The sequence below is a fragment of the Phocaeicola vulgatus ATCC 8482 genome (genome assembly GCF_000012825.1).
Taxonomy (GTDB): Bacteria; Bacteroidota; Bacteroidia; order Bacteroidales; family Bacteroidaceae; genus Phocaeicola; species Phocaeicola vulgatus.
Genome location: NC_009614.1, coordinates 3,985,862 through 4,002,093, shown reverse-complemented (window position 1 = coordinate 4,002,093; position 16,232 = coordinate 3,985,862). Strand labels below are relative to the sequence as shown.

General features: G+C 38.9%; 10 protein-coding genes. 8 read left to right on the top strand and 2 right to left on the bottom strand.

The window, feature by feature from the left end; all coding sequences use genetic code 11:
• Nucleotides 1-17 precede the first annotated feature (17 nt).
• From BVU_RS16010 to BVU_RS15975, 8 genes are all read left to right on the top strand, one after another.
• Nucleotides 18-941: a tetratricopeptide repeat protein gene (locus BVU_RS16010; protein WP_012055573.1), complete on the top strand. Its 924-nt coding sequence runs from the start codon at nt 18-20 to the stop codon at nt 939-941.
• A 47-nt stretch (nt 942-988) separates the two neighbouring features.
• Nucleotides 989-2,458 (top strand): TolC family protein, encoded by a 1,470-nt coding sequence (locus tag BVU_RS16005; protein ID WP_012055572.1) that lies wholly within the window; start codon nt 989-991, stop codon nt 2,456-2,458.
• Between the two features lie 84 nt (nt 2,459-2,542).
• On the top strand, nt 2,543-3,793 hold the full coding sequence (locus BVU_RS16000; protein ID WP_012055571.1) for an efflux RND transporter periplasmic adaptor subunit: 1,251 nt from the start codon (nt 2,543-2,545) through the stop codon (nt 3,791-3,793).
• A gap of 10 nt (nt 3,794-3,803) precedes the next feature.
• The gene (locus tag BVU_RS15995) at nt 3,804-6,200 is read left to right on the top strand and encodes an ABC transporter permease (RefSeq protein WP_012055570.1); all 2,397 of its coding nucleotides are present in this window, start codon (nt 3,804-3,806) and stop codon (nt 6,198-6,200) included.
• 13 nt (nt 6,201-6,213) lie between these two features.
• Nucleotides 6,214-8,583: an ABC transporter permease gene (locus BVU_RS15990; protein WP_012055569.1), complete on the top strand. Its 2,370-nt coding sequence runs from the start codon at nt 6,214-6,216 to the stop codon at nt 8,581-8,583.
• A gap of 20 nt (nt 8,584-8,603) precedes the next feature.
• On the top strand, nt 8,604-11,003 hold the full coding sequence (locus BVU_RS15985; RefSeq protein ID WP_012055568.1) for an ABC transporter permease: 2,400 nt from the start codon (nt 8,604-8,606) through the stop codon (nt 11,001-11,003).
• A 19-nt stretch (nt 11,004-11,022) separates the two neighbouring features.
• Entirely contained in the window at nt 11,023-11,697 is a 675-nt protein-coding gene (locus BVU_RS15980; RefSeq protein WP_005853399.1) for an ABC transporter ATP-binding protein, read from the top strand.
• 59 nt (nt 11,698-11,756) lie between these two features.
• On the top strand, nt 11,757-14,009 hold the full coding sequence (locus BVU_RS15975) for an ABC transporter permease (RefSeq protein ID WP_012055567.1): 2,253 nt from the start codon (nt 11,757-11,759) through the stop codon (nt 14,007-14,009).
• 7 nt (nt 14,010-14,016) lie between these two features.
• Here BVU_RS15975 and BVU_RS15970 read toward each other — a convergent pair whose 3' ends face one another.
• Both BVU_RS15970 and spt read right to left on the bottom strand, forming a co-directional pair.
• Nucleotides 14,017-14,904 carry a DMT family transporter gene (locus tag BVU_RS15970; RefSeq protein WP_005853396.1) on the bottom strand — a complete coding sequence of 296 codons (888 nt, stop codon included), beginning with the start codon at nt 14,902-14,904 and terminating at the stop codon, nt 14,017-14,019.
• 87 nt (nt 14,905-14,991) lie between these two features.
• Nucleotides 14,992-16,179 carry a serine palmitoyltransferase gene (gene spt / locus BVU_RS15965; protein WP_005842272.1) on the bottom strand — a complete coding sequence of 396 codons (1,188 nt, stop codon included), beginning with the start codon at nt 16,177-16,179 and terminating at the stop codon, nt 14,992-14,994.
• Nucleotides 16,180-16,232: the final 53 nt, after the last annotated feature.

Below are 16,232 nucleotides of genomic sequence, written 5' to 3'. Positions count from 1 at the left end.
TACTAATATATTAAGTTATGAAAAAAAAATCAGTAATAGCTATCAATTTATGCCTTATAGCAAGCATAGTAACTCTATTCGGCAATAAGATCTATATGCTTTATATAGGTGACTGCCATCAATTGTGGGAAGAAGCACAAACTCACTATGTTAATCGACAATATGAAAAAGCACGCGAGTTATTAGAAAAGATAGCTCGCATTGATACGGCCCATCATGCCCAATATCTGACAGGCGATATGTATTTAAAAGGCTTAGGAGGTGAAATTGATTATGATAAGGCTTTGAAACTTTTTCATCAATCGGCAGCGGGCGGAAACACGTATGCTGAAAACAATATAGGCTTTATGTACACATATGGTTTGGGAGTCACTAAGGATTACAGCCAAGCTTTCAAATGGTTGAACAAAGCTGCCACTCAAGGAAATCCAGAAGCTCAAATTGGTATGGGGAGCCTTTATAAAAACGGTTGGGGAGTACGTAAGGATTGTTACATTGCTATGACTTGGTACCTACGTTCTGTAGCTCATGGTAATACGGACGCCATGAACAATATCGGTTATTTATATAAAAACGGACTTGGGGTCCCCCAAGACTTTGAAGAAGCTTTTTTTTGGTTTAAAAAAGCAGCAGATAAGAATAATCCGATAGCTCAATATAATATAGGAAATATGTATTGTTATGGCGAAGGAATGGAAAAAGACTTTGCTAAAGGAGCCGAGTGGCTGACCAAAGCTGCTTTACAGGGGAATGCTCCTGCACAATACAACCTGGGACGCATGTATCAGTGGGGCAAAGGCGTAGAAAAAGACTTACAACAAGCCCGGTTCTGGTTCCAAAAAGCTATAGACAACGGTCATGAAAAAGCAAAGGAAGCATTAACCAAAATAAAAAGCGACTTATCCAAAGAAGACACCGAAGCCCCACTCCTGTTCACCTAACTATAAGCCAAAAGTACTAATAGGTATAAAGACATAAAAAAACGAACATGAAACTATATTGTATTATAGCACTTTCTCTTCTGCTTCGCCCGGAAACAGCCACAGCACAACAAGAAGAATCAATAACATTGAGTTTGCAACAAGCTATTGAAATAGCACAAGAAAACTCACCGGAAGCACAAGCTGCCCGTCATACCTATCGGGCAGCTTATTGGAACTACCGTTTTTTCCGGGCGAATTATCTTCCCTCCGTCACATTAACTTCATCTCCTACCCTAAATCGGGAGATAAACAAGATTACCCAACCGGATGGAACAAATCAATTTATCCAGCAAGACCAGTTAAGCACAGATCTCAGCCTTAAAATAAATCAAAATATATGGTTTACCGGTGGCAGCTTGTTTGTAAAAACTACCACCCAACGCATTGATGAATTCGAAGATAATCATACAGCGTATAACACCCAACCCATAGTAATAGGTTACGAGCAGCAACTTTTTGGATATAATTCTTTAAAATGGGATCACCGTATCGAACCCCTTCGCTACCGGGAAGCCCGTAAAGCATATGCAGAAGCATTGGAACTTGTAGCCTCAGAAACCAGCACTCTTTTCTTCAACCTGGCAACTGCACAAACTAATCTTGACATAGCCGCCTACAACTATGCTTCTGCCGATACTTTATACAGGTATGCCGAGGGAAGATATAATATAGGAACCATAACTGAAAACGAAATGCTACAGCTGGAAATAAACAAACTGACAGAAGAAACCAATATGATGAATGCCCGCATCGAAGTAGAGGACCAAATGCAAACACTCCGTTCCTTCCTTGGCATTAATCGGGAAATAAATTTACGAGTTGTTCCGGAAGACAGCATTCCTCAACTCGAAATCCCTTTACAAAAAGCATTACAACTGGCATTCAAAAACAGTCCCGATCCTGACACTTATAAACGCAAACAATTAGAAAGCCGCAGCGCATTAGCTTCTGCAAAAGCCAATGCAGGTTTGAAAGCCGACCTGTATGTACAATTCGGGCTTTCTCAAACCGGAAATAAATTTGCAGATTCTTACCGAAACCCCATGAACCAACAATATGCCAGTATTGGTATTTCTTTACCTATCCTGGATTGGGGTCGTGGAAAAGGACGCGTTCGTGTAGCTCGTTCCAATGTAGACTTAGTAGATACACAGGCTGAACAGGGAATGAAAGATTTTGAATTGAATGTATGTAAAATGGTCCGTCAATTCAATCTTCAAGCATACCGTGTAGCAGTAGCCGCCAAGACGGACAAGACGGCCGACCGGCGCCACGATGTAGCACGTCGGCTTTATATCTTAGGAAAATCGACAATTCTGGACCTCAATGCCGCCATTGCAGAAAAAGATACCGCACGGAGAAATTATATAACAGCTTTGAAAACTTATTGGAGTCTGTATTATGGTATTAGAAGTATGACGGGATATGATTTCCTCAGAAAAGCAGAGATTTCATGTACTATACCTAAACCTTAACTACACGGCAGATATAAATGATCTTTGTATTATCGCCATACTAAAAAAAGAAATAAAAAAAATTATATCAAAAAACATAAACTAATGGATATAAAAATTGAAAAGAAACCGTGGTACATCCGCTATCGCTACTATATGATAGCTGCACTGGCCTTCATTATCTTCCTTATCTATGTGATAAGCCTTTCATTAGGTCCTCGCAAGCTGCGTATCGAAACAGACAACATTCAGATAGCCGAAGTAAAAGACGACAAATTTATGGAGTATGTAGATGTGGAAGGACTGGTGCAACCCATTCTTACCATCAAAGTAAATACTCGTGAAGCCGGCAGTGTAGACCGCATTGTTGGAGAAGAAGGGAATATGATGAAACAAGGTGACACCTTGTTGATATTGACTAATCCGGATCTGATTCGTTCCATTGAAGACCAACGTGACGAATGGGAAAAACAACGAATCACTTATAAAGAGAAAGAGATAGAAATGGAACAAAAGAGTCTGACACTGAAGCAACAGACATTACAGGCACAATATGAGATGGAACGACTGCGCAAGAGCTTCGGACTGGACAAAGAGGAATTCAAAATGGGAATTAAGAGCAAGGCTGAGCTTCAAGTATCTGAAGATGAATATAAGTATAAACTGAAAAATACGGCATTACAAATGGAAAGCCTGAAACATGATTCATCCGTAACCCTTATCCGCAAAGAATTATTGAAAAATGATCTGGAACGTGAAAGCAAAAAACTGAAACGTGCAGAAGAACGGTTGGAGGATTTGATAATAAAAGCTCCGATTGGCGGCCAACTAAGTTTTGTGAAAGTAACTCCCGGCCAACAGGTTGCTTCGGGAGAAAGTATAGCTGAAATAAAAGTGCTGGATCAATATAAAATTCATACTTCTTTAAGTGAATATTACATTGACCGCATCACAACAGGTCTTCCGGCTACCGTAAACTATCAAGGGAAACGCTACCCCCTGAGAATTACTAAAGTAGTTCCTGAGGTAAAAGACCGTATGTTTGATGTAGATTTGGTATTTACCGGAGAAATGCCCGAGAATGTCCGTGTAGGAAAGAGCTTCCGGGTACAAATAGAATTGGGCCAACCCGAACAAGCTATAGTTATCCCACGTGGAAATTTCTACCAGTCTACTGGAGGACAATGGATTTACAAAATAAACCCATCAAAAACAAAAGCTGTAAAAGTTCCATTGAATATAGGACGCCAAAACCCGCTTCAATATGAAATCACTGAAGGTTTACAGCCTGGAGAATTTGTAATTATCACAGGATATGATACCTTTGGTGACGCAGAAGAATTGATATTAAAATAAAACATGCAACATGAAAACTTTGAAATATGCCTGGCGCTTCTTAATGCGTTCTAAATCGTATACTATCATTAATTTGCTAGGACTGGCTTTCAGTCTGGCATGCAGCATCATCTTGATGCGATATATCCATAGGGAACTGACGGTGGATGCACATAGCGTAGATCCGGAACATATCATCATTCCTATACGGGATATAGAAGGAAATCTTCATCCGGGAAGTTTGCAACAAGGTTGGTCTGAAACTGATTCTGTTTATATTCCTGACCATCAAATAGTGGAACAATGCCGCCTGATGTTACAGCAGCGAGACAATGTGGTATATGAAAACAGTAACTATGCAATGAATATAGCAGCAGTTGACTCCACTTTTTTTCATTTCTTCCACTACCCGGTTGCAGCCGGTGAGGCCCATTTAGATGCCCCTGGTGACGCCATCATCACCCAGCGCTATGCCCGTAATATATTTGGTAAAGAAAATCCGATAGGAAAAGTATTGGAATATTATGGTAAAAACATCACCATCAAGGGAGTGATTGGAGAATTGGGATGCAAATCATTACTTCGGTTCGATCTACTGGTATCATACAGATTGGTGGAACACTGGCAACGTATGGATATATCACTGATGCGCATACTCCCCGGTGTAGATCTGGATAAGATAAACAAAGCAAGCAATGTGTACAGAAAGGACAAAAGGGGAAACAGAATACGCTGGGAATTTATTACTTGGAAAAATTTATACTGGAGAAATTCCATTGGTCACGATGACGATTACGATTCCATCATGCAATTCGGTAACCGTACACACCTGTATATTCTTTCAGGAGTAACCATATTGCTATTATTGGTAGGTATATTGAATTTCATCAATATTTATATGGTATTTATGATGAAACGTTCTAAAGAATATGGAGTAAAGAAAGTATTCGGCTTGCAGCGTCTACCTTTGTTTTTACAAATATGGATAGAAAATCTGTTATTAGCCTTTGCCGCATTGCTAACCGCCTGGCTGTTGATAGAAGCAACCCAAGTACCAGTCAGCCGGTTAATGAATGAACAAATTAGCTATTCGGCATTCGACTGGCAATTGTCTTTGGGATTCATCATATTATTACCTTTGGTCACTTCTATTTATCCATACATCAGATATAATTATCTCCCTCCTATTGTGTCTATCCGTTCAATAACATCAAACCGTCATGCTATCACTGTACGTATGACATTCCTTTTTTTTCAATACATTATAACCATATTACTCCTTATCCTGTCCTTTTACTTTGGCAAGCAACTGCATTTCCTGCTGAATACCTCTCCCGGATATCGGACAGAAAGAATTCTCAGAGCTGAGTTGTTACACGAAAACAAAAATTATCTGCGCTCTGATACAGAAGAAAAGCGCAATGAGCGCTTTGCCCGCCAAGACCGTATCAAGCAACTATTAAACGAGTGTCCTCACATTGAAATGTGGATGAATTCCCATTATTCTATATTAAGGGGAGGCTCTATCTGCATGTTGTTAAATGACCAGGATACCCGTCAACCCATGCTCACCCTATTTCCTTCTCCACAATTCTTCCAACTATATGATTTAAAAGTACTGGAAGGAGAAATCCCCCAAAAATTTGAAGGTTGGAGTGACAATAAAATGGTACTGAACAAAGCAGCAATGAAAGCTATGGGCTATACTCGGCTAGAAGATGCTTTTGTACGCAGCGAATCCCCGCTTTGGATTAGTGTCAGCGAAAAAGGAGAAATGGAAGAAGGTGGAACCAAACTTATGCCTGTAGTGGCTGTAATAGACGATTATTACCCAAGCCATCTCACTGAAGGAATAAAACCGATGGCATTTGTCGTAGGGCCCAGCAGCGGCAACAGCGATTTTTTGATTGCCGTCAACCCCGATAAAGAAAAAGAAGTCATAGAATATCTGAAGAAAACAGAGAAAGAAATATATAATACCGAAGACTTCACCTATACTTGGTTGACAGATGAAGTCCACAAACTTTATGCTCAGGACCGTCAAACAGCAAACATTTACTTTGTCTTTGCCTTGATAGCAATCATCATCTCCTGTTTGGGATTATTTGGATTATCCTTATTTGATATCCGACAACGTTATCGTGAAATTGCCATCCGCAAAGTAAATGGCGCAGGGATGAAAGACCTTTACCTGCTATTGTTCCGCAAATATATCAAAGTAATAGGTTGTGCATTTGTATTGGCTATTCCACTTGCCTATTACCTCATATATATGTATACACGGGATTTTGTACTAAAAATACCTGTAGATATAGGAATTTATTTAGCAGTTCTAGCTATCATTTCCTTTATTTCATCAAGCACATTAATTTGGCAAATACACAAAGCTGCTCAAATTGATCCCGCAAAAATTATAAGATCAGAATAAACACACATTAAATATGAAAACACTGAAATATGCTTGGCGCTTTTTAATGCGTTCTAAATCGTATACTATCATTAATTTGCTGGGACTGGCATTCAGTCTGGCATGCAGTATCATCTTGATGCGATATATCCATAGGGAACTGACAGTGGACACACATTGCATCGACAGGGAGCATGTGTATGCTATCTGTACCAATACAGAAGGTAACCGGGGACTGAGTGGACTGAAACAATATAACTATGATACCATTTCTATCGACAATCGTTTCGTAGAAGCTATGACCACCTATATTCCATTGGAAAAGGACTATGTCATTTCCGGTACCAACCGTATTCCGGCACGTTGCCTCGTTACCGACAGTGTATTTTTCCAGTTATTTCATTATCCTATAGTGCAAGGAAAGCTATCTCTCACAACACCTCAGTCGGCATTATTAACAGAAAAATACGCCCGTAAGATTTTCGGTAATGAAAATCCGATAGGTAAAGTACTACGTTATAGCAATGGCAAAGATATTACCGTAGAAGGCATTGTAGGAGAACCTGAGTGTAAAACTACAATTAACTTTGATATCATCCTCTCTTCTAAATTATCCCAACATTGGGAAAGGATGAATACAGAGCTCTATCGTTTCCTACCCGGTACAGATATAAATGCCATAAATAAGACAGGTAGTGTTCCACGGTATATAAATGACCCTAAATATGACACTCGCACACATACATTTTCTTTAATTTCTGTGAAGGATATTTACTGGGACGGTTCTTTAACAGACCGTGAACCTGCTATGTTTCTTTCGGGAAACCATTCCCACTTAATCATTTTGTCGGGCGTATGCCTGTTATTGCTCCTCACCGGCATCTTGAATTTTATTAATCTTTACCTGGTAGCATTATTACGCCGCGGAAAAGAATATGGATTGAAGAAAGTATTTGGTGTATGCGGCAAAACATTGTTTGCCAATATATGGATTGAAAATACATTACTAGTTCTGAGCGCCTTATTAGTATCCTGGCTTATTATTGAAATAATGTCTGCCCCTACTGAATATTTGTTCGACATTCACTTTTCTTATACGGCTTTCGACGGATGGCTTTCGGCAAGTATTTTATTATTGTTACCAGTAATAACTTCTATTTATCCATACATTAAATACAATTACACCTCCCCCATTCTTTCCATTCGCTCTATCGGTGTCCAAAGTCATTCCAAACATTTTCGTATGTTCTTTCTAGGGGCACAGTATATTATAACTTTTTTGTTAGTGGTATTATCACTTTATTTTAATCGACAACTTGGAATGTTGTTAAATACCGAACCCGGCTTTCGTACTAAAAACATAATGAATGTAAATTTAGTATATGAATCGAAAGATTTTAGCAGTTATACTTATGAAAGTATGCAACAACGTCGCCAACGTGTCATGCAATTGGATAATGAACTTAATGCATGTCCTTTTATTGAATTGTACGAACCTAGCAATGAAAATATCCTTACTCCTACCTTTGGTACAAACTATCTGAACAATAAAGGAGAAAAGGTGTTTCTGAATATTCATTACGCCACTCCTGCATTTTTCAAATTATATGATATAAAAGTAATTGAAGGTGAGATACCCGATATAAATAAAGAAAACCGGCGCACTGTTTTTGTTGTAAACAAAGCCGCACTGAAAGCATTAGGCTATACTTCAATCAATGGCGCTGGAGTGATTGAAGAAAATCAAAAAAGGGCTAATGCTAACGCTTCTCTTCAACCTATCGTTGCAGTAGTAGAGGATTATTTTGAAGGACATTTGACATCTGGAATCAAGCCTACTATCTATCCTGTCGGAGCACGGTTCAGTGGTGATCTTTATCAGATAGCTTATACACCCGGCAAAAAGAAAGAAGTGATTGATTTCTTACGTAATTTGGAATATAAAGTCTATGGAAGTGAAGACTTTGAATATACTTTCCTGGAAGATGATATCAAAGCGATGTATACACAAGACCGCCAAACAGCCACTATTTATTCTATTTTTGCAGGTATGGCTATTATTATTTCCAGTCTTGGCCTGTTAGGGATTTCTCTTTTTGACATTCGCCAACGATATCGGGAAATAGCGATTCGTAAAGTGAACGGTGCAAGTGCCAAAGACCTTTACCGACTGTTATTCCGCAAATATATAACCGTTTTAATTATAGCATTTGTCATAGCTATTCCTTTGGCTTATTATCTGATAAATACCTATACTCAAGATTTTGCAGTAAGGGCACCTGTCAGTATAGACATTTTTATCATATCATTGCTGTTGGTAATAATCATATCACTGGGCACCTTAGCATACCAAATACAAAAGGCGGCATATATTAATCCGACACAAATCATGAAAACAGAATAATTTTATAAAACAACGGAAATATGTTAAGGCATTATATAAAAATGGCAATGCGCCACTTATTAAAAAATAAGATACAAAATCTGATATCTATCGTAGGGCTATCCGTCGGGATATTATGTTTTAGTATCTGTCTTTATTGTAGCCGGTTCATCAGCGAAGTAGATTCTTGCTTTTCCAATAAAGAACTCATAGCAGACATAAATTTATGTACAACACGGGGAGATTTGTATTCTGGTATTCCGGCAACAACGATTGAAGAATTGCGCAAACTTAGATTCGATGAGGTTCAAGATTTTACCTTTACCGTTTATCCCCGAGAGCGGAGTTACAACGTAGAGATAAAAGAAGGGAAAGAATTGCCATACGATCATTTGATGACAATGGAAGTAGACTCTCTTTTTAGGAAAGTATTCACTCCCCGAATACTACAGGGATCATGGGCAGTAGCCTCCAACACCCCCAATGCCATCATACTGACCCGCTCTTTAGCAAAAAGGATTTTCGGTGAATCAGAAAATCCCATAGGCAAACGTATGATATTGACACAACGTCTTTTTACAGCACCGGATACCACTCCTCGTACTGGAGGCATAGCCTATACCATTCAAGCCGTGATAGAAGATATTCCCCTGAATACCAGCCTGAGTTTTCTTGAGAAACTGGATATGCTGACTTTGAATGACAGTGAAGGAACATTGCAATTCAACGGTCGTAATAATATGACCGGAGGTTTTGGTTTTGCCCTGCTACATCCGGGTAAAACAGCTCGAAAATTAGAAGCCCGTTTTCGCTCCATAAATATGAAGCACCACATATATGACGAAGAAACAGCTATAACCGCCTCGCCCTTTGGAGAGGAATTTTGGGATAAGTCCATTGCTCCTTATTTTGCAGGAATAACCATGATAGTAGGCCTGTTGATTTTACTGACCGGACTTCTTAATTTCTTCCATTTTCTTATGGGAACTTTTTTGAATCGTAACCGTGAATACGGGATACGCAAAGTTATGGGCAGTGGAAACCAGCAACTTTTTTACCAACTCTTTGTCCAGTCTGTCATCATTGCATTCATCGCTTTCTTGTTTACGTTCTGCTTGATTGAAATAATCAGTCCCTATTTGAATTTCAATTTATTTAATTACGTTCTTATCATTGAAAAGAACCTCTTGTTTATACAGACCGCAGAGTATATGGTATTCATCTTATTTTTATGTATGATATTATGCTTTATAACTGTATTGCGCATACATTACACACCCATCCAGACAGAGATTCATGGCAGTGAGATAAAACGTCATAAACATGGAATGCGGAATATTCTGTTAGGCATCCAATTTTTTATATGCTGGGTTTTTGTCGCATTTACCGTAGCTCTTTATATGCAAGCGGAGAAAACGGAATCTACCCTATTCAACACATTGACTGAAAAAGAAAAAGCCAATATACTAAGTTTCTCCATAGATTATATGTTTATGAAGAATGAAGAGAAACTGGCTTTAATAGAACGTATATCCAAATTTTCCGGTGTACAAGACAAATTATTGGCAGACATCAGTTATCTGAAAGGTATATCAGGTACTGGGATGCAAATGGAAAAAGGTAACCCGGAAAGCAGTTTTGAAGTAAATGTCATGAATGTTTCCACTAACTTCTTCCAATTCATGAACATACCTTTACTATCGGGACACACATTAAAAGCCAAAGAGGATTTGGTAGTAGACAAAACATGGGCGGAACGCCAGAAAAAAGATCTGTTAGGAACTATTTTATACAATTACTCGGAAAGTTATACCATTTGCGGTGTATGTGACGATTTTATCGCCGATGTATATAATCAAAGTCCTGGATTTGTATTCTTACCCAGCGACTTCAATTATTATGTAGGTCATTGCTATCTGAAATGCGAGCCGGGGAAAACGGCTGAAATAAAAAAAATGATAGAAAAGACATTGAAAGAAACACTCCCGGAAAGTATTCATCCTCATGTCACTACATTGCAGGAAGATATATATGAAGCACAAGCAATAGAAAATAAATTGAAAGGGATTATTCTATTCTTTTCTATCGTCAGCCTGCTCATTACTTTGTTGGGAGTTTATTCGACCATCACATTGGATACGGAACGCAGACAAAAGGAAGTAGCTATCCGGAAGGTAAATGGAGCAGGATTGAAACAGATTATTTTATTGTTTGCCCGCCTTTATATAAAACTGCTGACTGTTTCCGCAATTATTGCATTTCCATTAATTTATATAGTCATACAAATATGGAAAAAAGCATATATTGTATTCTTTAATGACGGTATCATATATTGGGCAGGAATTTTCATCGGAATAATATTTATTACGGCCCTCACGGTATTATTCCGTATTCTGGGAATTGCACGAATTAACCCTGCAAAAGTAATCAAAAACGAATAACTTTATAAAATATAAGATTATGATCAAAACAGTAAACTTACAGAAAATCTTCAAAACAGAAGAAGTCGAAACATGGGCATTGAACAATGTCAATCTAGAAATCAAAGCAGGCGAATTTGTAGCCATCATGGGACCATCCGGTTGTGGAAAGTCCACCCTGCTGAATATCCTCGGCCTTTTGGACAATCCCACGGAAGGCACTTACGAACTGAACGGAACAGACGTTTCCAAATTTACCGAAGCACAACGCACCAATTTACGTAAAGGGGTCATCGGATTCGTGTTCCAGAGCTTTAACCTGATTGATGAATTGAATGTATTCGAAAATATCGAGTTACCCTTATTGTATATGGGGATTCCGGCGGCAGAACGCAAACGCCGGGTAGAAGATGCCATGAACCGTATGGCTATTGCCCATCGGGTAAAACATTTCCCACAACAACTATCCGGCGGACAGCAACAACGTGTTGCAATAGCCCGTGCTGTAGTAGCAAATCCGAAACTGATTCTAGCAGATGAGCCTACCGGCAATCTGGATTCCAAAAACGGCAAGGAAGTAATGGAACTTCTGACCGAACTGAATAAAGAAGGAACAACAATTGTTATGGTTACCCACTCCCAACACGATTCCGGCTATGCGGGGAGAACCATTAATTTGTTTGACGGGCAGGTGGTGAATGAAATAAAAATATAAGTCAATTTATTATAGAGGTGGTTTAACCACCTCTATAATAACAAAAGGATATTATAACAATGAACGTCTTCTTAAACATCAAACTTATTGCCCGCAACTGGTGGCGAAACAAACTTTTTTTTCTGATTTCGCTATTCAGTCTTACAGCTGGATTAGGATGCACCAATCTGCTTATGACTTTTTTTATCCATGAATATAATGTGGAAAAATATAATACCGACCGTAACCTCATTTATCTATTACGTCAAGACTCTCCAATGGAAGAAGGTATTAAAGTAGCCTACTCTACCTCAGACGCAGCCACACAGATAAAAGAAAAATATGCTGAAATTACAGATATTCTGCGTGTAAACGGAATGTCTGGTAATCTTTGCAAATATAATGGAACAGATATCAAACAGTTTCTTTTTATCAGTGCCGACTCTACTTTAAATCAATTTTTTCCTTATACAACTTCAGAAGGCAGCCTGGAAGAAGTCCTCACGACTCCGGACAAAGTTGCTGTAAACAAAAGATTTGCCCACCAACTTTTCGGAAATCATTCCGGTATTGGAGAAATCTTGGAAATAATCAATAAAGAAGGACAAAGTAAAAGTTATAAAGTAGCAGCTATATTAGAAGATCGTCCACAATCTTTTCTGCATTTTGATTTGCTGACAGGACTATCCGACAAATCATGGGGTGGTCCTGTATTATTGAAACTACAACCAGGTGCATCTCCCTTAGCTTTACAGGAAAAAATTAAAAAAGACAAGATTCCAGCATTAGTACCGGATTCACGATATTATATTGATCCGATAAAAGAACTATACTTTAATACAGGAAAAGACAGCAAGCAGCAACAGTTGGCTTTTTTCCAACATTGTGATGTATTATTACTATATATCAGTCTGATTTCGGCCCTGCTTGTGCTTATCATCGCTTGTTTCAACTATACAAATCTGACTCTCTCACGTACCCTGCAGCAACTTAAAATGATACATATAGAAAAGCTGATGGGAGCAAAATCAAAAGAAATCCGCAGTCAGTTATTTCTTGATGCAGCACTTACCGTTTTATTTGCATTCCTGTTATCATTATTGCTTATTAATGACATGCTGCCGTGGTTTAACAACCTGTTGTCTACCCGCCTTTCCTTCTCTTTCTTTTTCAGCCGGCAAGTTCTACCTTTACTTTTATCCTTCATTTTCCTCATGGCTGTCATTCCTGGTCTGTATATCAGCCATAAACTCTCTCAACAGACTTTGAGCAAGTATCGGCAAGCTTATACAGGAAAGAAAAAGCAACAATTTATATGGTTGCTTGTTACCATCCAGTTTATATTTTCAATCGGGTTAGTGTATGCAACCACTCTTGCACAAAAACAAATGGATGGAATAGAGTCTATAAGTCTTTCCATGAGTTCTGTACTTTACTGTTGGCTTCGTGAACTTCCTATCCGACAAACAGACGGTAGTATCCAACATAATTCTATAGCACACATCCCTACCGACACAACTTTCTTCCAAACCATGCATATCCGGCAAATTGCCGGAGTATCTCCCTCCCAAGCCTGTCGGGAATATACTCATCCGGCTTTTATCAATGAAAAGCTTGCGCGTCTGCTGAACATAGATGTTTCCCACATAGGTCATAAACTAAATGAATTTGATGAATTCTCGGATTCATTAAGTACTATTGCAGGTATTTTCAAGAACTTCCCATTAAACTCCCTGGAAGAGGAAATCGGTGGTCAACAAATATCTATTGGAACAGAACAAGATTTAATTCAGAAAGGAACATTCATACAAATAAAACTCATTCCTGAATATTATAAAGAAACATTGGTATCTATTGAAAAATTATGGAAGGAAATGAATGGTGACAGAGGTTTCAAATATGTAGATATGCATAAAGAATTTATGTTGCGTAATAACAAAGTAATTATACTCTCCCGAATCCTTATCAGCTACTCATTTATTGCATTGGCCCTGACCTGTTTTGGCCTGTTCGGTATTTCATGGTACGCTGTACGTCATCGTACCCGTGAAATTGCAATCCGTAAAGTGCACGGTGCTTCCAATTGGGAAATAGTATGGTTACTAAACCGTTCGTTTCTATGGCAAATACTAGTAGCATACATCATCGCTATTCCGATAACGTGGTTATTAATGCAACATTGGCTGGAGCAATTTGCTTATCGAATTTCAGCCACACAATGGAATTTCCTGACCCCTGTTCTTATTGTATTGGTAATTACAACCATTACGATAACAATACATAGTTATCTCAGTGCACGCACTAATCCGGTAAACAGCCTAAAAGCTGAATAGCAAACGTCTATGTATATGTTCTCTTTTGCTGAAAAAGAACCAAGCTTACAGAAATCACAACAAGGATTATGCCCAAAGCACTGTATGTAGTAAAGAGTTCTTTGAATACAAATACCCCTACCAGGACTGCCGTAAGAGGTTCCAATGCACCCAATAAGGAAGTCAACGTCGGTCCTGCCAATTTTACAGCCTTCACCAACGTAATATTAGAGATCGCAGTTGCAGGAAGTGCCAGTCCTCCGATATAGAGCCAAGTGATTACATTGGTTTCCAAACGGACCCCCTCATCATAGAAAAGTCCTCCCAGCAAAAAGAACAAGGCTCCCAGCCCCATCACATAACAAGTTAATACCGTAGAATTAACTTCCACTGCTCTGGTTTTTCTTATACCTATTATATAACCGGCATAAGAGAAAACCGATATGCAGGCCGCTATCAATCCCATCATTCTATTTCCACCATTATATTCTATATTTCCGGAAGATAATAAAGATGCTCCTACTAATGATAAAACGATAGCAGCGAAAGTCACAATAGACTTTTTTTCTCTAAAGAAAACAGCCATTGTTACTGCAACAGCCAGCGGATACATAAAATGGATGATAGAAGCAACACCACTTGCAATATTCTGATAAGCTATGACAAGACTGAACGAAGTAAGCGCACGCAGCAAGCTCAGTCCGAAAATTGTTTTAAAATCTTTATACCCTATGTGAAAATCACATTTGGTAAGAAAAGCAAAAACAAGCAAGACAACTGTAGCAACTCCCCAACGATAAGTCAGCACTTCGAAAGAAGAATATCCAATAGCCAACAAGCTTATGGAAAAAAACGGTGCCAATCCGAAAGTCGCAGAAGACACTGCTGCATATAAAATACCTTTTATCCGATTCATGTCCTTTTCAAGTAAAGCGGATACAAAGATAGACAATAATACATAATAAAAAAACAGGTTGCCTTTGTAAAGGCAACCTGTGATATCTTACTTTATGATTTCCAACTTCTTAAAGCATTTAGTCAGTTTATCCACAGCATAGTCAACTTGTTCCTTTGTATGAGTAGCCATCAAAGCAACACGCACCAAAGTATCTTGTGGTGCACAAGCCGGTGGAATAACAGGATTAATAAATATACCCTCGTCAAATGCCAGTTTAGTCACTTCGAATGTCTTATCCGTATCACGAACATAAAGTGGAATAATCGGACTTTCAGTATCACCGATTTCAAAACCGGCCTGACGGAAACAATCCAAAGCATAATTTGTAATCTTCCACAAATTCTCACGACGTTCGGGCTCACTCTTGAGGATATGAAGTGCAGCACGTGCAGCAGCTGTTGCAGCAGGAGTATTACTTGCAGAGAATATATATGAACGTGAGTTGTGACGCAACCAGTTGATTGTATCTTTATCCGCAGCAACAAAACCACCGATAGAAGCCAGTGACTTTGAGAATGTACCCATAATAACATCTACCTGATCTGTCAGTCCGAAGTGATCACAGACACCTCGCCCGTCACGACCGAACACACCCAAGCCGTGTGCTTCATCCACCATGATACTTGCATTGTATTTGTCTTTCAAACGAACAATCTCAGGCAAGTTAGCCAAATCACCTTCCATAGAGAAAACCCCGTCCACCACAATCAGTTTCACAGATTCCGGTTTACACTTCTGAAGTTCTTTCTCAAGGGCTTCCATATCATTGTGCTTGTATTTCAACTGGGTGGAGAAAGAAAGGCGACGTCCGTCTACGATGGAAGCATGGTCACGGTCATCACAGATAATGTAGTCATTGCGGTCTGTCAGGCAAGATACCACACCCTCATTTACAGTAAAACCGGTAGAATAAACCAATGCATCATCTTTCCCTACGAATTCCGCCAATTCCTTTTCTAACTGAACGTGCAGGTCAAGCGTACCATTCAAGAAGCGTGAACCTGCACAACCTGTACCATATTTACGGGTTGCAGCAACAGCTGCTTCAATAATCCGTTCATCGTAGGTTAACCCCATATATGAGTTGGAGCCAAACATCAGCACCTTTTTACCATCCATGATAACCTCTGTATCCTGATGGCTGTCTATCTCACGAAAATAAGGGTAAACGCCTCTTTCCATGTATAGTTGAGGCAATCTGAATTTACTTAACTTGTCTTGTAATAATCCCATATCCTATTGTATATGTAAGCCTCGTCGGCCTACTTTAAAATAATGTATATAAA